Genomic DNA, 19,320 nt, shown 5'->3' with positions numbered 1-19,320 from the left:
CGGCGTTCGCTGGATTTCACGCTGTCGCATCGGTTTCCGCAGGCCGAAGTCCAACCTCCAAACCTTGACAGACTCCCCATGCAGCTTCCCGTCGTTTCGGACACCTCCTCCCCTGCTCCATCGATGCGTGCCACCGGCAACGATCCCAACGCGCGAGGCCGCTACGCGGTCATCAGTTTGGGCTGCCCCAAGAATTTGGTTGATACCGAACAGATGCTCGGCCGCCTCGACGAAGATGGCTACAACATGGTCGGGTCGGTCGACGAGGCCGATTTTGTGGTTGTCAACACTTGCGGGTTCATCGACTCGGCTCGCGAGGAATCGCTTGAGGCGATCGACGAGATGTTGGCGCTCAAACGCGAAGGCAAAATCCGCAACGTGATCGTGACAGGCTGTTTGGCCGAGCGCCAGCAAGGCAAATTGCTGGAAGCGCGTCCCGAGATCGATGCCATGATCGGCGTCTTCGGTCGCAACGAAATCGTTTCCGTGATCGATCGTTTGCAATCAGGAATCGAGGAACAGCAACGCGTTTTTCGCCCTGCCCCGATCAAACCGCTTAGCGACGCCGTTCGCAGCGCGGTGACGCCGCGGCACTTTGCCTATCTGAAAATTAGCGAAGGATGCGATCGGCTTTGTACGTTTTGTGCGATCCCAAAAATGCGAGGCAAACACTACAGCAAGCCGATCGAACAGGTGGTCGATGAGGCCAAGCGGTTGGGCGACAGTGGCGTGCGAGAAATCGTGGTCGTCGCACAAGACACGACCTATTACGGAAAAGACCTCTACGGCCAACCACGCTTGACCGAACTGTTGACCGAACTGGATAAGATCGAATCGGTGGATTGGATTCGCTTGATGTATTTCTATCCGATGTACATCGACGACGCGCTGATCGACACGCTGGCGGGTGCGACGCGGATATTGCCTTACATCGACATGCCGCTGCAACATGCCAGCGACACGATGCTGCGGCGAATGTCTCGCAAGACCACTCGTGCAATCCAGGAAGAGATGTTGGGGAAGTTTCGGTCGCGAATCAAAGATGTCGTGATGCGAACGACGATGATCGCTGGGTTCCCCGGCGAAACGGACGACGACTTTGCAGAGCTGTGTGACTTTGTCACCAAGCAACGGTTCGAACATCTCGGTGTGTTCACCTATTCGGTGGAAGAAGATACACCGGCTGCAAAGTTGCCGAACCGCGTTCCCAAACAGGTCGCGGATCGTCGGCAAGGAGAATTGATGGCGATCCAACAGCAAATCGCTTTCGATTGGACCCAAAGCCGCGTGGGCACGATCGACGATGTGTTGATCGATGCACCGTTGCCCGATGAAGAGGGCGTGTGGATTGGGCGGACTCGTGGCGAGGCACCGGACATTGACGGGATTGTCTACGTCAGCGGAGCGGGAAAAAAGCAAAAGATTCGAGTGGGCGACATGGTCCGCTGCGAAATCGTTGCCGCCGACGGCTACGATTTGGTTGCAGCCTCGTTAGACGACTAGACGATTCACACTTTGAATGCAACCGGCTTAAACCGATTGAGTGAAAACCGACTGCGCACGTTGGAGTCGTAGGCTTTAGCCGATTCAGCAAGGATCCAGCACGCAATCGGATAAAGCCTACCACTCCAACGAATCATCCGGGCTAACCGAGCATTAACCGAACCACTTCTTGATTGCGTGCAGCGTCGTGGCGCGGCCAGCCCGGGCGATCGAAGTGGTTAGTGGGATTTCCTTGGGGCAAACCGCCACACAATTCTGGGCGTTGCCACAGGCTTGGATTCCACCGGGGCCACTCAGGGCATCGAGCCGTTCACCGGCCAGCGACTTGCCGGTGGGATTGTTGTTGAACAACATTGCCTGCGAAATCGCGTGGGGCCCGACAAACGCTGCATCGTATTCGGCGAATTTCCGCTTTTCGTACGCTTCGTCGCTTTCCCCGTCGAGACGTGCCACTTCGGCTTTCAGGTATTGGGGACAGGCATCCACGCAACATCCGCAACTCATGCATTGACTGAGAGGGTAATTGCGTTCTTGGTCCTCTCGCGACTGTCGTTCGCCGGGGCCCATGTCATAGTAGCCATCGACTGGCACCCACGCTTCGACCCGCTCGAGTGCTCGGAACAAACGTTGACGGTCAACCATCAAGTCACGCAGGACCGGAAATTTTCGCATCGGCTCGAGCACCAATTCGTCCGGGTTGTCTTCGAGCAATCGGTCCACCAAAGCGCTACAACTCTGACGCACCTTGCCGTTGATGACCATCGTGCAGGCCCCGCAAACTTCTTCGAGGCAACCACAATCCCAGGTCACGGGCGCAACCTTCTTGCCATCGCTGGTCGTTGCTTGAGCGGCAATCTTCTGCAGAACGCTGATCACGTTCAACTCAGGCTCATAAGGCAATTGGTGCAATTCCCAATAGGGCTTTTTGCCCGGTCCGTCTTGACGACGAATCCGTACCTTAATGAAATCGGTGCTTGTTCTCGTAGTGGGTTCGAGGGCGGTCATCCGTCGATCCTGTAGCTGTATTGGTGAATTGGAATGATTTCGAAAAAATGGTTAGCAAACGGCATGCCCAAGGTCAGGCCTACTGGGCACCGATTGCTTGTTGCGACTGCTTCTTGGCGCGAGCACGCTCGTTCCAGACCTCTTCGATCTCTTCGGCTCCGACCAAGCCGTACAAACGAGGGCGTGGCGGGATCAGCGAAACGTCGACTTCTTCATAGGTGATGTCGGGCATCATGGTTTCCGCGTTCCATGTCGCGATCGTGCTTTTGAGGAATCGTTCGTTGTTCGCTTCAAAGGCATCGCACCATGCTTCGGCTTGTTTTCGGCGTTCCGTCGGATCCTCGGCCGTCAACGATGGCTTCTCGAACTCCGGTTTGTAGTGGGCCCCACGGCACTCATCCCGCTGCAGGGCTCCTTGCAGAATCGACTTCGCCAATGGGAACATGTCCTGAAGCGCTTTCGCAAAAATGACGTTTTGGTTGGTCCAGCTGCCGCTATCGGACAGATTGACTTTCATCGCCCGTTCGTGAAGCACTTTGACTTTCTCGATGGCATCCGCCAATTGATCATTGCGGCGGACCACGGTGGCGACACGGGTCATCAAGTCGCCAAGTTCTTGGTGAATCAAGTACGGGTTCTCATCACTACCTGGGTTGCCGTTGAGCAGGTCGTCGTGACGCTGCTGCTCTTTCGCGACCGCCGCTTCGAGGACTTCCGAGGGCACATCGCCGGAACCGGAGGACTGCTTGTCGGCGTAGTTCAAGATCGACGGCCCGGTGAATAAACCGGTAAAGATACAGGAAAGTAACGAGTTGGCACCCAGCCGATTTGCACCGTGGTAGTGATAATCGCACTCGCCGATCGCGTACAAACCTTCGATGTTAGTCATGTGGTTTTCTGGAGCACCTTGTTCCATGCCACCCTCGGCCGATTTGACGTAATCGGCCCACAATCCGCCCATGCTGTAGTGGACGGCGGGGAAAATCCGCATTGGTTCGTCGCGAGGATCAACACCCTGGAATTTTTCGTAGATTTCCAAAATGCCGCCCAGCTTTCGGTCCAATTCGGCTCGAGGAATATGGGTCAAATCGAGATAGACGCACATTTTGTCTTCATCCACGCTCAAGCCGTCGTTGACGCAAATGTCGAAAATCTCGCGAGTCGCGATGTCTCGTGGCACCAAGTTGCCGTATTCAGGGTAACGTTCTTCGAGGAAGTAATAACGTTCGTTCTCGGGGATTTCCATCGGCGGACGAGGGTCCTGGGCCTTGCGTGGCACCCAAACTCGACCTCCTTCGCCGCGAGCCGACTCGCTCATCAACCGCAACTTATCGCTGCCGGGGATCGCCGTGGGGTGAACTTGGATGCACTCCCCGTTTCCGTATTTCGCACCCGACTGGAAACAGCGGCTGACGGCGCTACCGGTGCAGAACACGCTCATCGTGCTACGGCCGTAAACCAAACCACAGCCGCCGGTGGCGACCACGACCGCATCGGCCGGGAACGCTCGAATTTCCATCGAAACCATGTCTTGGGCGACCACGCCCCGGCATCGGCCGGTTTCATCTTGAATGGGATTCAAAAAGTCCCAGAACTCATACTTGCGAATCATCCCTTCGCTTTCCCAGCGACGGACTTGTTCATCCAAAGCGTAAAGCAACTGCTGGCCGGTCGTCGCTCCGGCAAATGCGGTTCGTTTGTAAAGCGTGCCGCCGAACCGACGGTGATCGAGGAAGCCTTCGCCGGTGCGGTTGAACGTGACACCGAGTCGGTCCATCAAATCAATGATTTTGGGGGCCCAATACGCCATCTCTTTGACAGGCGGTTGATGGTTCAGAAAGTCACCACCGTACAGGGTGTCGTCCAAGTGCTTCCACTCGTCGTCACCGAGTTGGCGAGTCGAATCGTTGACACTGTTGATCCCGCCTTGAGCACAAACGCTGTGTGACCGTTTAACGGGAGTGAGGCTAATTAAGTCGACTTTTACGCCAAGTTCTGCAAGCTTCATTGCGGAAGCAAGCCCAGCGAGTCCGCCACCAATAACGACTACACGATGCTCAGACATATTTCAAATCAAACAGTTTGTGGATACTAATACAGAAGGTTTTTCGGATCGGCCAAGCGGCCGACTTTCCCAGCCGAGTCTACTCGGCATCGTCGCTCATCATGGCTTCGTAAACGACCACTTCGTCTTCTTCTTCAAATTCGGCGGCGACCTCGTCCGGCTGTGTCCGCTTCTCATGGGACAGGGGGACATAGCCAGCTCGAATGCCAACATCGTACATCCGATCCTCGGTCTTCTTGGCTCGAGCGATGTCCTCGGCGGATCCCGAGATCGCAGCCCACCAAGCGGCAGTACCGACCAGGGCCAACCCCAAACCGAACACGAGGGCGACTTTGGACGCACGCTCTTGAGCGGCCGGAGTGATCCAGACGCCCCAGGTAATCCCCGCAGTCCATAAACCGTTGGCCAAGTGATAGACGCAACAAAGCATGCCGATCAAGTAAATGGGTGGCCAAACCAGACCGCCGAAATCATTCATCGCGATCATCAAAGTGCTGGCCGCGTTGTAAGGCTTGAATTGGCCGAATCCCATCGGTTGAATCACGGCCAAGTAAGGCTCGAAATGGAACCAACCGTGAAGATGCAGGATGTGGAGGAACAGATACACCAATGCAATCACGCCCGTCCATCGCTGCCACGAATAGCGGCGGTTGCTAACGTACTTGTAATGGCTCGTGTTTAGTTTGGCATTCTTGGCGATCCAAACGCCGAACAGGGCGTGAAACAGCAGCGGGCCAAAGATCAGTCCCCATTCGACAATCGGAAGCACTTTGCCGGCACTGTGGATTCCGTACACCGCCCCTTGGAACGACTGAGTGCTGTTCAACAAGCTGGCGTTCACCGTCAAGTGAACCATCATGTACAGCCCTAACGGCACAATCCCGGTGAGAGAGTGAAGTCGGCGAAGTGCGAACTCGTGACGAAGGAAAAATGAAGTTTCAGAAGTTGGGTTGGACACGTCTGTCGTCGGGGGGAATGCGGGAAGTGGAAACCGTCAATGCACCGACGGTGCAAAGATGTGAAAGACGCTGATGCGAAAAAAAGCGAAACAGGCAAAAAACGAAGCGCTCGCTCGTGCTTGCTCAACTCTCTCGATGATCGGTTGCTTTGACCGAATATCCTATCGAAAAAAACGCTTCAAACAAAAGCCCGAGAGGTTCACCGAGGCGTTTCCGCTGACAAAACTAGCGACAAGGGCGCTGTGCGCGACGTTGGCGGCCCTTACTGTTCTAATCGGACCAATCAGTCGCTGTTTTGACCGAAAACCGGCGTTCCAAATCAACATCTGTTGGAAGAATTTTTCTTCGCAAGGCCCCGAATTTACGTCGCGAGGGCAAGACTGCCAAGGACCGCTAAGCCCCCTCCACGCCCACTTTGACGCAATCGGACAGAATGCCACAGGGGATGCAATCTTGGCGTTCACGTATTCCACTTCCTCCGCGCGGCAAACCAAGTGAATGCTTGCACGGTCAGGCGACGGCGTGAATCCTCGCGAGGCGAACACCTCGTCAACCGATCTGCTAAAATCCTCGGAAACCGTTTCCCTTTCTCATGACACCCCGTTTCTCATGCCACACAGTGCCCTCATCCTCGCCGGTTTCGCTGACAAGAACGCTTCCCTGTTCCGACGCTTCCAAGTGCCTCTGGGCGATCCGGCTGCCTGGGTCGATATTCACGGCCACACCATCGCGCTGGTCCGCGACTTGGAAATGGATCGAGTGCGGCAAAAAAGCCATGCGGATCATGTGACGTGTCCCGCTGAGCATATTCCGCCGCTGGGATTGAGTGCCGATCGAGAAACCGCGACCGCCCAGGCCACCGTTCAATTGTTGCGGTCTAAAAAAATTGAAACGGTGATCACGGACCGCAGCTTGCCGTTCCTCTTCGCATGGCACCTGCAACAAGCCGAGATCGAGGTTCGCTACGACGAAGAACTTGGCGTTTTGGACCGACGCACCAAGAGCGATCAAGAAATCGAAGCCCTGGCCAAGGCTCAAAGCGTGACCGAAGAGGTCATGTTGATCGTGCTGCGGCGGATCGCGGGTGCAAAGGCCGACGCCGAAGGCCGGTTGTCGGTCGATGGTGAAGTGTTGACCAGCGAAGGCCTGCAAAGCTTTGCAGCCATGCAATTCTTGCAGCGAGGGTTTAGCATGGGACACGGCGCGATTATCGCGACCGTCCCGCAAGTCGCCGATTGTCATCACAGCGGCAGTGGAGCGATCTACACACGGCATCCCGTCGTTGTCGATTTGTTCCCACGGGATGAGTCGAGTCGTTACAACGGCGACTGCACGCGGACGATCGTCCACGGCCAGGCCTCGCAAACCGTTGAAGCGATGCACGCCGCGGTGGTCGAGGCAAAGCTTGCGGCCGAAAGCAAATTGGTCGCAGGTAACTTGGCAAGCGATGTGCACAAGGCCTCCGAGGAAACCTTGAAGCAACACGGCTATCCAACGTCGCGTGGCACGATCACCGACGCGCCAAGCATTCAACATGGAACCGGTCACGGCATCGGGTTGGACGTCCATGAGCCCATTCTGTTGGACGAAGGCGGCGGTGAAATGCTCGAAGGCGAAGTCTTTACCGTCGAGCCTGGGCTCTACGGACGGACCGACGGCGGCGTCCGAGTCGAAGACATGCTGGTCGTCACCGAAGGCGAGCCCCGAACGCTCAACCGGTTACCGTTTGGGCTGGATTGGAGCTAGCCCGGATGATTCGTTGGAGTGGTAGGCTTTAGCCGATTGCGTGCTGGATCCTTGCTGAATCGGCTAAAGCCTACTTCCGGGTCCAAGTGGGCAACGGCGAATGAGCTTCCTTCATCAGAGTAGCCATCTCCGTCACAAGTTCCGGCATGGACCTTGCTAAGTCGTTGGTTTCGTAGGGATCGATCTCTAGATTGTAGATTTCCATCGGCGCGAGTGCTGGCTGCGAGTTTTTTGCGACTTCGCGATACGCTTTCCACTTCCCTTTCCGCAGCGCTTGGGAAAAGATGATCTGATCACCGCCCTTGCAAAATTCCCAGTAGAGATATTCGTGTGCCCGCTGTTGGTTCGGTTTGCCGAGCAAGGTCGGCAGAAACGAAATGCCGTCGCTCTGATCAGGCCGGGGCTGCCCAAGAATTTCACACATGGTGGGCAACACATCCCAGAACGCACTCAGATGATCGGTGGTCTGACCCGCTGGGATCACGCCTGGCCAACGGGCAAGCATCGGCGTCCGAATACCTCCCTCGTGCATGTCGCGTTTGAACCCGCGCAGGTTCGCGGTGGAGTTCCAGAAGTCGGGATCATGCCCGCCCTCTTTGTGCGCTCCGTTGTCGCTGGTAAAGATCATCAACGTGTTGTCGTCAACCTGCAACTCGTTCAGTAAGTCCAGAATCTCGCCGACTTGATTGTCAAGGTTTTCAATCATCGCCGCAAATCCCGCAATCGGATTGACGACGTCCTCGCAGGTTTCGACGCCATCCCCACCATGCACGGTGTACTTGCCGATCACGTCGTCGAACTCGGGGAACACTTTTCGCCACTTCGCGTGCAATTCCTTCGGGGCCTGCATGGCTGCGTGCGGAACAGCGGTGGGGATATAGCAGAAGAAAGGGGTCTTGGATTTCGCATGATGCTGAATGAATTCCATCGCGCGATGCATGATTCGGTCATGGACATAGGTGCCCGGATCCAGCTTGATTTCTTTGCCATTTTCGACGATCGACGTCGGGTAATAGGTGTGGGCAATCGTCTGACTCTTCCAACCTGCAAATTCATCGAAGCCGTGCCAGAGCGGATTTGCAGGTCCTGACTCATGGGTGTGCCCCAATCCCCATTTTCCATAGGCCCCCGTTGCGTATCCGCTCGCTTTGAACACTTCGGGCAAGACCGTCTGCGTGGGATCAAGCAGTCCGTCCCCTGATTCCGAGATGTTTCCGCGAACGGCAACCGCACCCGGTTGTTGTCCGGTCATCAACACGGCCCGCGAGGGACTGCAGACCGTGTTTCCTGAATAGTGACCGCTGAACTTCATCCCTTCTCTAGCAAGTCGATCAATGTTGGGCGTCTGGAACTTCTGCTGGCCGTAGCATGAGAGGTCGCCGAGGCCGAGATCATCCGCCAGAATGTAAACGACGTTTGGCTTGGATTGCGCCTGCACCATGCAGGGTAAAACAAAAACGCAAGCGAGGATGCGAAAGAGAGTTTTCATGGCGGGCGGGCTCTTTTTTTCCGGTGGGGGGACAGATCAGCCGTGCTCCGACCGATCATAACTCGGAGAGATCTTCGGGGACATCCGTGGTTTCCGAAGTGGCGTGACGAAACTGGATTTTCACCGTCTTTGCCGGAACCTCCTTCACTCTTTCTTTGTCAGCGTCACCGAACCAAATCGGTGTCCCCGATTCATGCATCACCTCGTTCGGTTGCGTCGGGTCCTCTTCGCAACCCACCGCATGGTAGATCAAGGAAGCCGCTGTTTTCAAATGGAACTCCTTTTTCTTGCTCGGTTGTATCACCAAATACAATGCCTGCTTCGCTCGTGTGGTGGCGACGTAAAGCAAACACAACGCTTCGGTCATCGCACTGGCGCCTTGGTTTCCAAACGCGAACTGCCATTTCTTATCCAGGAAATGCCAATGGTCTTGACCGATGTATCGTGTGATCGCTTGAGCCGGTTGGCTCAACGATTTCGCATCCGAGACGCAGTTGCCGCTTGATCGTGTCAGCGGGCCGTCCAACTGCGGCAACACCACGGCATCAAACTCCAGTCCCTTCGCTTGGTGCACGGTCATCACTCGGACTTGGGCCCGCTGCGGCCTTTCCACCCGTTTTTCTTGAACCAATCGTACGAAATCGCGAAGCCGCGGCTGGGGATTGTTCTCGTAGCCGATTGCCAAGTGTGTCAATTGTTTCAATCGCAATGTATCTCGCGGGCCACACAGCGGAGCAAGCGTTTCACACAGCGATTGGACGGTTTCCGCGATGCCACGTTGTTCAACTCGCCTGCGGATCGAATCGGCATCGAGCGATCGGTCGGCAGCAAGCAGCGTGGGTTCGACATGAAAACGCCATCGACCATCACCCGGATGTTCTGCCATCATCAATGCCGACAAAACCGTGACGACCGCAGCGGAATCGGTCAGCGGATTTCCGCCCTCTTGGCTCACTTCGACGTCGCGGGATTCAAGCAACGTGATCAATTCGGCAACGGCCGCATTGGTTCGCGTCAAGACACCGACGGTTTTGTCCGGTGCATCCGCCGCAATTTCTGAAATCAGATCGGCGGCATCTTGGAAGCAGGCCGCGTCGTTGGCATCCTTATCCCCCTTTTCGACCTTTGAACTCGTTCGAATCTGAACGAATCCCTTGAGCGTTTTCTTGTTTGCTTCGTGCTGCGGAAATCGCTGAGCAAACCGATGAATCGCTGCTGCCTCGTGAGCCGACTTGTCAGCGGGGTCCTTCGGATCCCCTTCGCGTACCATCGGGTGACGTGCCAGGTTCGAGAAAACAACGTTGACGAAGTCCATGATGTCAGGGCTGCTACGAAAACTCATATTCTGTTCCGATTCCGCGATCCCATCGATCTGATCGGTCACGGCATCAAAGATTTCAGCCACGCCGCCACGCCACCCGTAAATTGCTTGCTTCGTGTCACCGACGCAGAAGAACGATCGTGACGATTGCCATTCCGCTCCGTCCTTTGCTACTGCATCGCGGTCACAGGCACGCACCGCCAACGGTCGCAGCACTTGCCACTGCGCCGGTGAGGTGTCTTGGAACTCATCCAGTAGCAAGTGATCGATGGCACCATCCATCCGGTTGACCAATGTGTCGTAGTCGATCGCCGAAAACAGTTTGGACAATCGCACCGCAACATCTTCAAAACTCAGCACACGACCGACTTGTTTTATCGCATTGACGTGGAAGTCATAAGCGGTGAGGATGGTTCCGGTGGCTTCGTTCTGCGCGCTGAGTAGTCCGATCAGTTCCGTCCGCACCGCGGCGTAGACGGTGTCAAGAGCATCGTCGAGTCCATCGGGTAGCTTCGATCGACCGAACTTGACCTCCGTGTGCGTCCGCCGAGCTTTGGCAATATTGCGGATCAGCGTTTCGTCAACTAACGATTTGAAATCACCCGTCTCAGTTGCATCGGCAAGCAACTGCAACTTGGCAAGGACCGTTTCCTGTTTTGGGCTTGCGGATCGAAAGTCGCCCACAGCTCGAGTCTGATCTGCTTGTTCTGGGCGTCGAGGAGCCACCATTTTGTTCCAAGCATCGGGGGGACAGCGGCGATGGATGCCATAGGCTGTATCCACCACTTGCATCAATTCCCGTTGGATCGAACGTTTGATTTCTCCTTTTCCGAGCATCGTCAGCATCGTGGTCATCTCGGAAGGATTCAACGTCGAGACGACGCGCTGGATCGCTTTCTCTTGGATCCAAACCTCTTCGATTTCATCGGTCAATCGCCATGCGGGCGGCAGGCGGAGTTCGAAGGGGAATGAGCGAGCGAGTTGTGTAAATAAGCTGTCAAGCGTACAGATTCGCAGCCGATGGATGTTGCGCACCAATCGGTGCAGCAGTTGACGGCACGTTTGATGCTGGAGCGTCGAGATTCCCACCTGCTCACGAAGTGCCTGCAACGCCTCGGGATCGTCGTCCTCCCCCGCCTTGGCCAGCACTTCGAGAACCCGATTGAGGATTTCACCCGCGGCTTTACGTGTAAAGGTGGTTGCCAGAATCGTTTCGGGGGCAGAATCCTGCAGCAAGACGCGCAGCAGTCTCGCCGTGAGTTGATACGTCTTGCCGGTCCCGGCGGAAGCCCGCACGAGCGTCGGTAAAAGAGCGTTGTGGGGCGCTTCGGTGGTCATGGATCTAAATTCCCGTTTGCAAGATCATGTCGTAGTCGTCGTAGAGAACCGGACCGTCGGTCGGTTCAAAATGCCCGTCGCGAATTTGCGCGACGCAATGCAAAATCAAATGTTGTGCTTGGTCCATCAGTGTTTCGTCAAACTTGGCAATGTTGATCCGCGTTTCTGCGTCTTTGTCGCTGATGTTGAAGTACCCAAGTTCGACCGCTTTGGCATCCGCATCGATTCCAAGAAAAGGAATCATCATCCGATACAGCGGCAATTGCAGGTCGATCCATTGCAGACCGTTGTCGGTAGCCTTCAAATGTTTCTTTTCGGGTTTGTGACCATGTGTTTTGTAATCCAGAATGGCCCATCGACCTGATTTGGGATGGTGATCGATTCGGTCCAAGCGACCACGAAGCCCCATCTTGAACCCCTCCACTTCAACACACGCTCCCATCTTGTCGTCAACCGACGCTTCGGACTGGTGAATCCGCCAGCCCTCGTCGATCCGCCTCGCTTGTTCGGCAGCCACGGCACTCAAACGTCGTTCCGCTTGGCGAATTTGCAGCGTCACCGCCGTCGATGTGGCGTGACCGTAGTGCTGGTCTGCGTAAACGTGCAAGTGATCGAGCAAATGGGCTTCGATTTTCTGCTGATTGCCTTCGTCACGGTGTTTAGATTTCCCGAAAGCTTCCAGTGCTCCGTGAACCAAATCGCCGAATTGGTTGGCTGCCAACTCAGCACTTGCATCATCGAGGGGTTTCAGTTTCAGCACATGTCGCAAGTAGAATCGATACGGACATGTCAAATAGTCGCGAAATGCCGTGACACTCATCGTCTTGACCGGACACTCTGCAGCGGACGGTGGCAGCTTAGGGATCGACAGCGATCTGTTTTCCTCAGCGCTGTCCCAGCAGTGCTCCACGACGACACGAGGTCGGGTGACGTTCAGCAGCGAGCGGATCCGCCGGGCGACGTCCTGATCCGATGCAGCGGAGAGCAACCGGCTCGGCGGCGTCGGCGATCCATCGGCTGACGTGCGGCCAACGATGAAGCGAACCGAGGGACGCGTCGAAAGCAGTAGCTGCATGTTGTACACATCGCGCGCGTAACGTCGATCATTGTCCGCCATCCGAAGGCTCGTCCGCAGATGGCCAGGCAAAAAGGCGTCATGGGTCACCGCAGCGGGAACAAACGGATGATTGAATCCGACAACGATCAAGGCTTTTGAATCATCGAGCGCCAAATCAAGCCAACCGAGAATTTCGACGTCACCCGATTTCATCGGCTGCAGCACTCGCAATTCACCGGTTCGATTCGCGATCATTTGCATCGCTCCCGCACCGTCGATTTCAAAATCGAGCGATGCATTCACCTCGCCAAATCGCTTCAACAAACGACGTACCGAATCGAGTGCCATGGGCGTCCGAGCGCGTGTCGGATCATCGTTGGGAGCTTCGGCTTGGAAGATGCCATCAAGCCAAACCGTGATGGTTTTGCACCATGTCGCCAACGGATGAGTCTTGTTCTCGTCGAGAAAGGGGGATAGCCATGCTTCGACCCACGCGGCGACTGCGATCGCTTGCGGGAATCTCTGCTTCGCAAGTTGGGGTAGGTCGGCATCGATTCGGATCGGGTAGTGATTCGCGAGCAGTTCGTCAAGCTCGACAAGCCACAACGATTGTGTTTCGGCGGGCTGCGGAAGTTCTGCGCTGATCCGATCGTGAACCACTGCGTGACGAACCAAGGTGGCGAGCGATTGCCAAGTCCGGTGCTTCAAATAGTCGGCGGTGAGGTCGAACAATCGGCCCACTGCCGTTCGGCTGATGGGCCATCCCAGATGCCGGAAGGTCTCGACGCCGCAGCCACGCAATTCCAATTCAATCGGCCCAACCTGCGACTCGTCGGTCACACCGATCGTGACTTCGTTGGCGGGGAATTGCGGAGCGATTTCCGCTAAGTTCTCCGCGACCGCGGTCGCTTGATCGGCGATGTCGCCTGCGGGAATCAATTGATCGTCTTGCAAAGGCAAGATGCTATCAAGCCATGGATCGGCCAGAATGCTACCAAAGGCATCGAATCGTCGGGCGAACGTGTCGGGGGCCGCGACAAAGGGTAGTATTTCTCCTTCTAAGACGTTGAGCATCGCGACTTGCAGGTGACTCAGGTCGCTTGTCCCTACCAGCGCAATGGTCTTTTTCGTTTTGCAGGCACGGTTGCGGATCGCAACGTCGCGTTCTTCGTGGGGGTCCGCCAAACCAGCGCGATCTAATTCCTGCAAATACTTGGCATAGAGATCGGCGAGAAGCTTCCAACGCCGTTGGTCGTTTTCAGATTCTGAGACCTCGGCGATCGCTTGGAAGCTGAGTCGGTTGGAAGCCAAATCCTCATGCAATCCACGAATCGTGGCCGCCAATTCCATCCAAGACTCGACTTCGTCCGAAGCAGGCAGCGTCGGGACCAACGGGGCGAGGTCATCGACGTGCGTGGTCGCGAGAACTCGTGACCACGCCAAAGTCTGTTCGAATTCGATCGCTAACGCGTTTCGCGGACGGTAGAGTTTCTCGGGCAGCTGCCCCATCGTCAAAATCTCTGGCGGATGTAGCCGGACGCCGAGATCCGATGCGGAATCGCGAAGCAGAACTTCAAAGCGACGCGAACTGAACGAGGTGGGCAGAACGACGATCCAGCCCGACAAGTCGAGCGTCGCTCGCGAGCAGAACCGCTTGATCAGCAACTCGACCACCTGCGGCAAGAGTGGCTTCTCCCAACCGAGAAACTCGGGGTCGGTGCTGGGGAAGAGTGAATTCACGTTGTGCCTCATGGGTGGTTGTTTGTATTCGTGTTTGTATTCGTGGCCCGGTCGTCGCAAAAGCCGATCCGCCGATCCGCGGCCCCATCGCCGTAACTGAACCCGAAGTCGCCTGACCATGGTTGCAGCTCTCTTTGACAAGTCTGGTCACATCAGGAGCGTTTTTTTCAATGACTTCCCTGATCGATTTCGCTGGAAGTGCCGCAGCCCTCCTGGATCCCCTAGGTCCCCGTCGCCAAACTCACCAACTGGCTAGGATGAGAAAATTTACCGTCTGTACTGAATATTCAGGCTGACGGTGGCCGATAGAACCGGTTATATGGAACCCCAGGGAAGCCACTCTGTGCGCATGGAGGCGCACCGCAATGATCATCTGGTCCATCAAGTTAATCAGTAACGTCCGAAAAGCGGTCGCCGGTCGCAAGTACCCCCATCAACTCGCCTGGGCCGTTGCGCTCGGTGCATTGCTCGGAATCATCCCGCACGGCAACCTGTTGGCGTTATTTGTTCTGATCGCAGTATTGTCTTTCAAAATCAACCATGCGATGGCTGGGTTGACAGCGATCGGAGTGACGTTTGCCGCGACCAAGCTTGACCCCATTTCGCACGAAGTGGGCCAATGGGTCCTGACCCATCCATCGGGCGGGCCTCATTTGGCAAAAGCGTGGATGTTGCCTTTGGCACCATGGACCGAAATGAACAATACGGTCGTGATGGGCAGCTTTTTGATCGGTGTCGCAGCGTTGCTTCCGATTTTCATGATCACATATCCCTTGTTTCGGCTGTTTGCTCCCCATCCGACCGACGAACTCGACTCGCCAGACCCTGCGTCTCAATCCGTGGCGGTTCGCCGCCAAAAGCAAGTGGTCGCCGTTGACGCTGCCCACGGGGCCGTTTCCGGTCCTCATCGCGTTCCACAGCAGACACCGTCCACCCAAGAGGCGGATTCCGGCGGGGACGCGTCGCTGAGCGGGGGGATTGTGGAGACGCGGATCGATGTGATTCGGATGAAAGAAAACGCTTGCACCGAGTCTTCGGCAGACCCCCAATCGAATGAATTCACTTCGGAGTCCGCCACGGACGCCGGATCAACCGAACAGCAACCGATGGACGAGGCACTCAACTACTTGCTTCGTCAATTGCGCACCTCTCAGCAAAAGGATGCAGCATGATTCGCTGGAGTTTTGTGATCACCCGTTTGATCGTCATCGTTGCGATCATCATGTTGTTCCGTTGGGGACTGGGGCCCGTTGCGAGCTATGTGACAATTACGGGCTTGGAAAGCGCGACCGGCGCAAAGGTTGAAATCGGCAACGCCCAGGTCGGGCTGTTTCCACCCAGTATTCGCTACACCAACTTTCAAGTTGCGGATCCTCGCGACGAGAAGGAAATGCGCGATGCATTTCGTGCCGAGTCGATTGAATTGACACTTGACGGCGATGCCCTGTTGCACCGTCGCTGGGTTGCTCGTGAAGGAAAAATCACGGGGATTCAAATTGGTTCACGCCGCGAAACCTCGGGTAAACTGGATCAAGTGGATAAGCCACTCGTTGAAGAGTCGAGCGGGGAACCCTCGATCTTGAGCAAGATGCTTGCCGCAACCACCGGCCGTCTTGAAAACGAAGCGAGCGCCTTGACCGAGAACCTCGAAACGGTTCGTCGCAGTCAGGAAATCCGCGAGCGTTGGGAATCGGAATACGACTCGCTGGTCGTTCGTGCACGAAACCTTGAGCAGCAGATCCGTGCGGTTCGAGATGAAGCGCGCGGGATTGACAATCCGTTACGAGATTGGCCGCAATTGCAACGTACACTCGAACAAGCTCGTGAAGCACGCAACGAATTGATGGCCGTCCGTCAAGCGATTGATTCGCTGCCGGAGCAACTGCAAAACGATCTTGCTTCGCTCGATGAAGCCAAGAAGATCGACATCGCCCGAGTCGAAAAGTACGTTCCCGGTGGACTCAATGACGCCGACGATTTCGGTGTGGACATGCTCAAACGAGCCGTCAGCGATCAAGTCGCCCAAATCCGCAGCTACTTAGACGGTGGCCGAACGATCGCAAACTATACGGTGGTCGCTCCGGAATCCGATCGCATTCGTGGCCAAGACATTGACTTGGTCGGGGCGAACCGCTTACCAGACGTATTGGTCCGCCACTGTGAGGTGGGCGGGTTGTTGCGAGCCAACGGAAATACCTACGCCTTGACGGGCTTTGTCGAAAACATGACGCCATCGCCGGAGCGATTGCGTGAACCCAGTGTTGCAAAGCTGCAGCTTGAAGGTCCAGAGGTGGTCCGTGTCGAATACGTCCGTGATCGTCGTCGGGGCGCCGATGTGGACCTGTTGACATTGCACTGGCCGCAAACCGACGCGAAACCCTTGCGTTTGGGTAACGATCATGACGCTGGACTTCGTATCACAGGCGGGAAACGCGAATTGTGGGTCCAACTTCGTAGCGAAGGCGAACAGGTCGAAGGACGATTCGTCAGCAAACAAACCGGGCTCAAGATGCAATTGGCCCTCGATTCGAAGTATGCCAAATCCGCGGCAGCACAGTCGATGCAATCCAGTCTGGATGCCGTGGATCGCATTGAAGTTGATTCGAACTTTAGTGGCAAATGGGATGACTTGGCGTTCGACGTGCATACCAATCTTGGCCAAGTCTTCCGCCGAGCCACCCAAGACGCAGTGAATGAGCAACTGGTCGCCTCGCAGCAGAAACTGAAAGCGACCATCGATCAAGCCCATCTCGAGCAGACGTTGGCGCTGCGGGAATGGTTGTCGAGCCAGCAGAGTGAAGCACGCTCCCTGCTCGCCAGTGCGGACAAATCGATCGAGGAGATGAGCCAGAAAGTGATGAACGAAGTCGGCGATGCCGACGTCTACCTCGGCAAACTCCGCGGAGCCTTACAGAAAAAACTGCACTAGTGGACCGTCAGCATTCAATTTTCGGGTAGTGGATTTCGTCAGAAATCCGTAACTCAAATGTTTGTCGGGACTTCTGGCGAAGTCCACTACGTCCCAACTCGCAGTTTTAACCTTGACGGTCCACTAGTCGCCGAGTCACCGCCCCTGCGGTCTCTTCAAGTTGGCGGGGGATGCGGGGGCAGGGCCCTTCGAATCCGACCACGACTTCGAACGCGAAAGCGCGCTGAGCCGGCGGTTCTCAGCGCTTCGCCGCAGTGTTGCGCTGAGCGTCAGCAGCAGGAATGCGAGGCATAAAAACCCAGCGCCGGCAACCATTCTTAGAGCGGTTGGGTTCACCGCAGCGCCGTTCATGGTCCGCAGAGCGCCCAAGGCCGCATGGCTGCCACCGGCAAGCATCCCAACCAGGGCAATCAGCGCCGCGGCTTGCATGGCATGTCGACGACGGTGAGGATTGAGGCCGACGACTCCACAGAACAAAATCGGAATCCCCAACATCATCGGAAAGAACAGCGATGGCATCTTCTGCGAGACCATCATCCCGGCCGTGGTCAACGCACACAACAATAAACCAAAAACAATGGCAATACGCGACATAAAACGTGTTCGGCCCGAGTACCAACCCCCGCTGTTTCCGCCAACAGCTCGATGAAGAGGTTCAATCGTAGCGGACGGGGCGGCAGCGTGGCGAGAGGGGCGTTACGATGACAGGGCTGCAAGGGCGTTCCGTTTGCCAATACCAACGCAACTTAGGGAGACGATTCGGATGTTCAAGCCATTTCGTTTGATCGCAATCCTGCTTGCCACGACACTGGCTGAAACCGTCTCGGCACAATCGACCGCGGGCGATGCACCACTTCCGACCGTTGCGGTCGACGCCACGCCGCCCCCCGAATCCTGGCCGCGGTTGCTGGGCCGTGGTTTTGATGGGACCGCCGCAACGGACAAGTCCTTCGATTGGGATGCGAAGCCCCAGAGGATATGGTCCTTGGACCTCGGTGACGGTTATGGGCTCGGGGCGGTCTGGGGAGACGCTTACTATCAATCGGACGCAGAAACGACTTCCGAGGGCGTCAAGGAGCGTTTACGATGCATCCACTTGTTGACGGGCAAAGTCCTTTGGCAGGACGCACGCCCGTTGGCGTATCGTGATCTGTATGGTTACGAAGCGGGGCCTCGGTCGACGCCTGCGGTGGATGCTGACTTTGTTTTCACTTACGGCGTCGCGGGGGAACTGGTTTGTCGAGATCGCATGACCCACCAAGTCGTCTGGTCCGTCGATACCGTCACGACCTACGGCGTCGTTCAGAATTTCTTCGGCGTAGGGTCGTCGCCTCTGCTGCTTGACGACAACGTGGTGGTGATGGTCGGCGGCAGCCCCGTTGAGGACCAGCACATTGCACCGGGGTGGCTCGATCGCGTCTCAGCCAATGGATCGTTGTTGGTTGCTTTCGATCGAAAAACCGGAAAAGAACGGTGGAAATGCGGTGATGACTTGGCCAGCTACAGCAGCCCGCGAACGATTCGACTGAGCGACCGGAACCACGTGCTTGTGTTGGGACGCGACTCACTTTGGTGTGTCGACGCGGGAACCGGCACGGTCGCGTGGAGTCACCCACATCGAGCGGACCTGCTTGAAAGCGTCAATGCGATGAGTCCGGTGGTTTCGGGGGACCACGTCTTCATCAGCGAGTGTTACCAAATCGGCAGTGTGTTGCTGAAGGTTTCGTCGGAGTCGGCGAAAAGGGTGTGGAAGGATCCTCAAGCCAACCGTCGCAAACAAGCGATGCGCTGCCACTGGGCCACACCGGTTTTGTATGACGGGTTTCTTTACGGATGCAGCGGCCGAAACGCGCCCGATAGTGATTTTCGCTGCGTCGAGTGGATGACGGGCAACGTGCGGTGGTCCGATTCGAGCCGTACGCGGTCTTCGGTGACGCGTGTGGGTGAGTTTTTGATGGTGCTGGAAGAAGGCGGTGGCATGCAAGTGATTCGAGCCAATCCGGATGCCTTTGAACTCGTTGCCGATTGGGACCTGGGCGCCGTCGACTTCCAAACGTCACCGCTAAAGTATCCCTGTTGGGCGGCTCCGATTGTCGTCGGCGACAAAATGATCGTGCGAGGTGATGACCAAGTGGTTTGCTTCCAATTGACCCCTTAACCAGTCGTAC

12 protein-coding genes are annotated in these 19,320 nt (G+C 56.2%); 5 read left to right on the top strand and 7 right to left on the bottom strand.

Annotated features, from left to right (window positions below; translation table 11 throughout):
- Positions 1 to 78: 78 nt before the first annotated feature.
- Positions 79 to 1,503 (top strand): 30S ribosomal protein S12 methylthiotransferase RimO, encoded by a 1,425-nt coding sequence (gene rimO / locus Poly41_RS24885; RefSeq protein ID WP_146530025.1) that lies wholly within the window; start codon positions 79 to 81, stop codon positions 1,501 to 1,503.
- Positions 1,504 to 1,656: 153 nt separating this feature from the next.
- On the opposite strand, the gene sdhB is transcribed toward rimO, so the two are convergent.
- From sdhB to Poly41_RS24870, 3 genes are all read right to left on the bottom strand, one after another.
- On the bottom strand, positions 1,657 to 2,508 hold the full coding sequence (gene sdhB, locus Poly41_RS24880) for a succinate dehydrogenase iron-sulfur subunit (protein WP_146530023.1): 852 nt from the start codon (positions 2,506 to 2,508) through the stop codon (positions 1,657 to 1,659).
- Between the two features lie 79 nt (positions 2,509 to 2,587).
- On the bottom strand, positions 2,588 to 4,573 hold the full coding sequence (sdhA, locus tag Poly41_RS24875; RefSeq protein WP_146530021.1) for a succinate dehydrogenase flavoprotein subunit: 1,986 nt from the start codon (positions 4,571 to 4,573) through the stop codon (positions 2,588 to 2,590).
- Between the two features lie 79 nt (positions 4,574 to 4,652).
- Positions 4,653 to 5,531 (bottom strand): succinate dehydrogenase cytochrome b558 subunit, encoded by an 879-nt coding sequence (locus tag Poly41_RS24870; RefSeq protein WP_146530019.1) that lies wholly within the window; start codon positions 5,529 to 5,531, stop codon positions 4,653 to 4,655.
- A gap of 499 nt (positions 5,532 to 6,030) precedes the next feature.
- Here Poly41_RS24870 and Poly41_RS24865 point away from each other — a divergent pair, with 499 nt between their 5' ends.
- Positions 6,031 to 7,278 (top strand): M24 family metallopeptidase, encoded by a 1,248-nt coding sequence (locus Poly41_RS24865; RefSeq protein WP_231615909.1) that lies wholly within the window; start codon positions 6,031 to 6,033, stop codon positions 7,276 to 7,278.
- Positions 7,279 to 7,348: 70 nt separating this feature from the next.
- Here Poly41_RS24865 and Poly41_RS24860 read toward each other — a convergent pair whose 3' ends face one another.
- Genes Poly41_RS24860 through Poly41_RS24850 form a run of 3 tightly spaced genes read right to left on the bottom strand, consistent with a single transcriptional unit; the run spans position 7,349 to position 14,223 of the window.
- Positions 7,349 to 8,767 (bottom strand): arylsulfatase, encoded by a 1,419-nt coding sequence (locus Poly41_RS24860; protein WP_146530018.1) that lies wholly within the window; start codon positions 8,765 to 8,767, stop codon positions 7,349 to 7,351.
- Positions 8,768 to 8,822: 55 nt separating this feature from the next.
- Positions 8,823 to 11,426, bottom strand: coding sequence for a UvrD-helicase domain-containing protein (locus tag Poly41_RS24855; RefSeq protein ID WP_146530016.1), 2,604 nt, complete (start codon positions 11,424 to 11,426; stop codon positions 8,823 to 8,825).
- Between the two features lie 4 nt (positions 11,427 to 11,430).
- Positions 11,431 to 14,223, bottom strand: coding sequence for a PD-(D/E)XK nuclease family protein (locus tag Poly41_RS24850; RefSeq protein ID WP_197231610.1), 2,793 nt, complete (start codon positions 14,221 to 14,223; stop codon positions 11,431 to 11,433).
- A 365-nt stretch (positions 14,224 to 14,588) separates the two neighbouring features.
- Between Poly41_RS24850 and Poly41_RS24845 the strand changes: the two genes are divergently transcribed.
- A complete protein-coding gene (locus tag Poly41_RS24845) occupies positions 14,589 to 15,395 on the top strand; it encodes a TIGR03546 family protein (protein WP_146530012.1) in 807 nt (268 codons plus the stop codon).
- Entirely contained in the window at positions 15,392 to 17,152 is a 1,761-nt protein-coding gene (locus tag Poly41_RS24840; protein WP_146530010.1) for a TIGR03545 family protein, read from the top strand. The genes Poly41_RS24845 and Poly41_RS24840 overlap by 4 nt, the downstream gene beginning before the upstream one ends.
- 135 nt (positions 17,153 to 17,287) lie before the next feature.
- Here Poly41_RS24840 and Poly41_RS24835 read toward each other — a convergent pair whose 3' ends face one another.
- The gene (locus Poly41_RS24835) at positions 17,288 to 17,746 is read right to left on the bottom strand and encodes a hypothetical protein (protein WP_146530007.1); all 459 of its coding nucleotides are present in this window, start codon (positions 17,744 to 17,746) and stop codon (positions 17,288 to 17,290) included.
- Between the two features lie 169 nt (positions 17,747 to 17,915).
- Between Poly41_RS24835 and Poly41_RS24830 the strand changes: the two genes are divergently transcribed.
- Positions 17,916 to 19,310, top strand: coding sequence for an outer membrane protein assembly factor BamB family protein (locus Poly41_RS24830; RefSeq protein ID WP_146530005.1), 1,395 nt, complete (start codon positions 17,916 to 17,918; stop codon positions 19,308 to 19,310).
- Positions 19,311 to 19,320: the final 10 nt, after the last annotated feature.

The organism is Novipirellula artificiosorum (assembly GCF_007860135.1).
In the GTDB taxonomy this organism is placed as follows: Bacteria; Planctomycetota; Planctomycetia; order Pirellulales; family Pirellulaceae; genus Novipirellula_A; species Novipirellula_A artificiosorum.
Note: the sequence above shows the minus strand (reverse complement) of the source record. Positions and strands in the feature narration are given on the sequence as shown.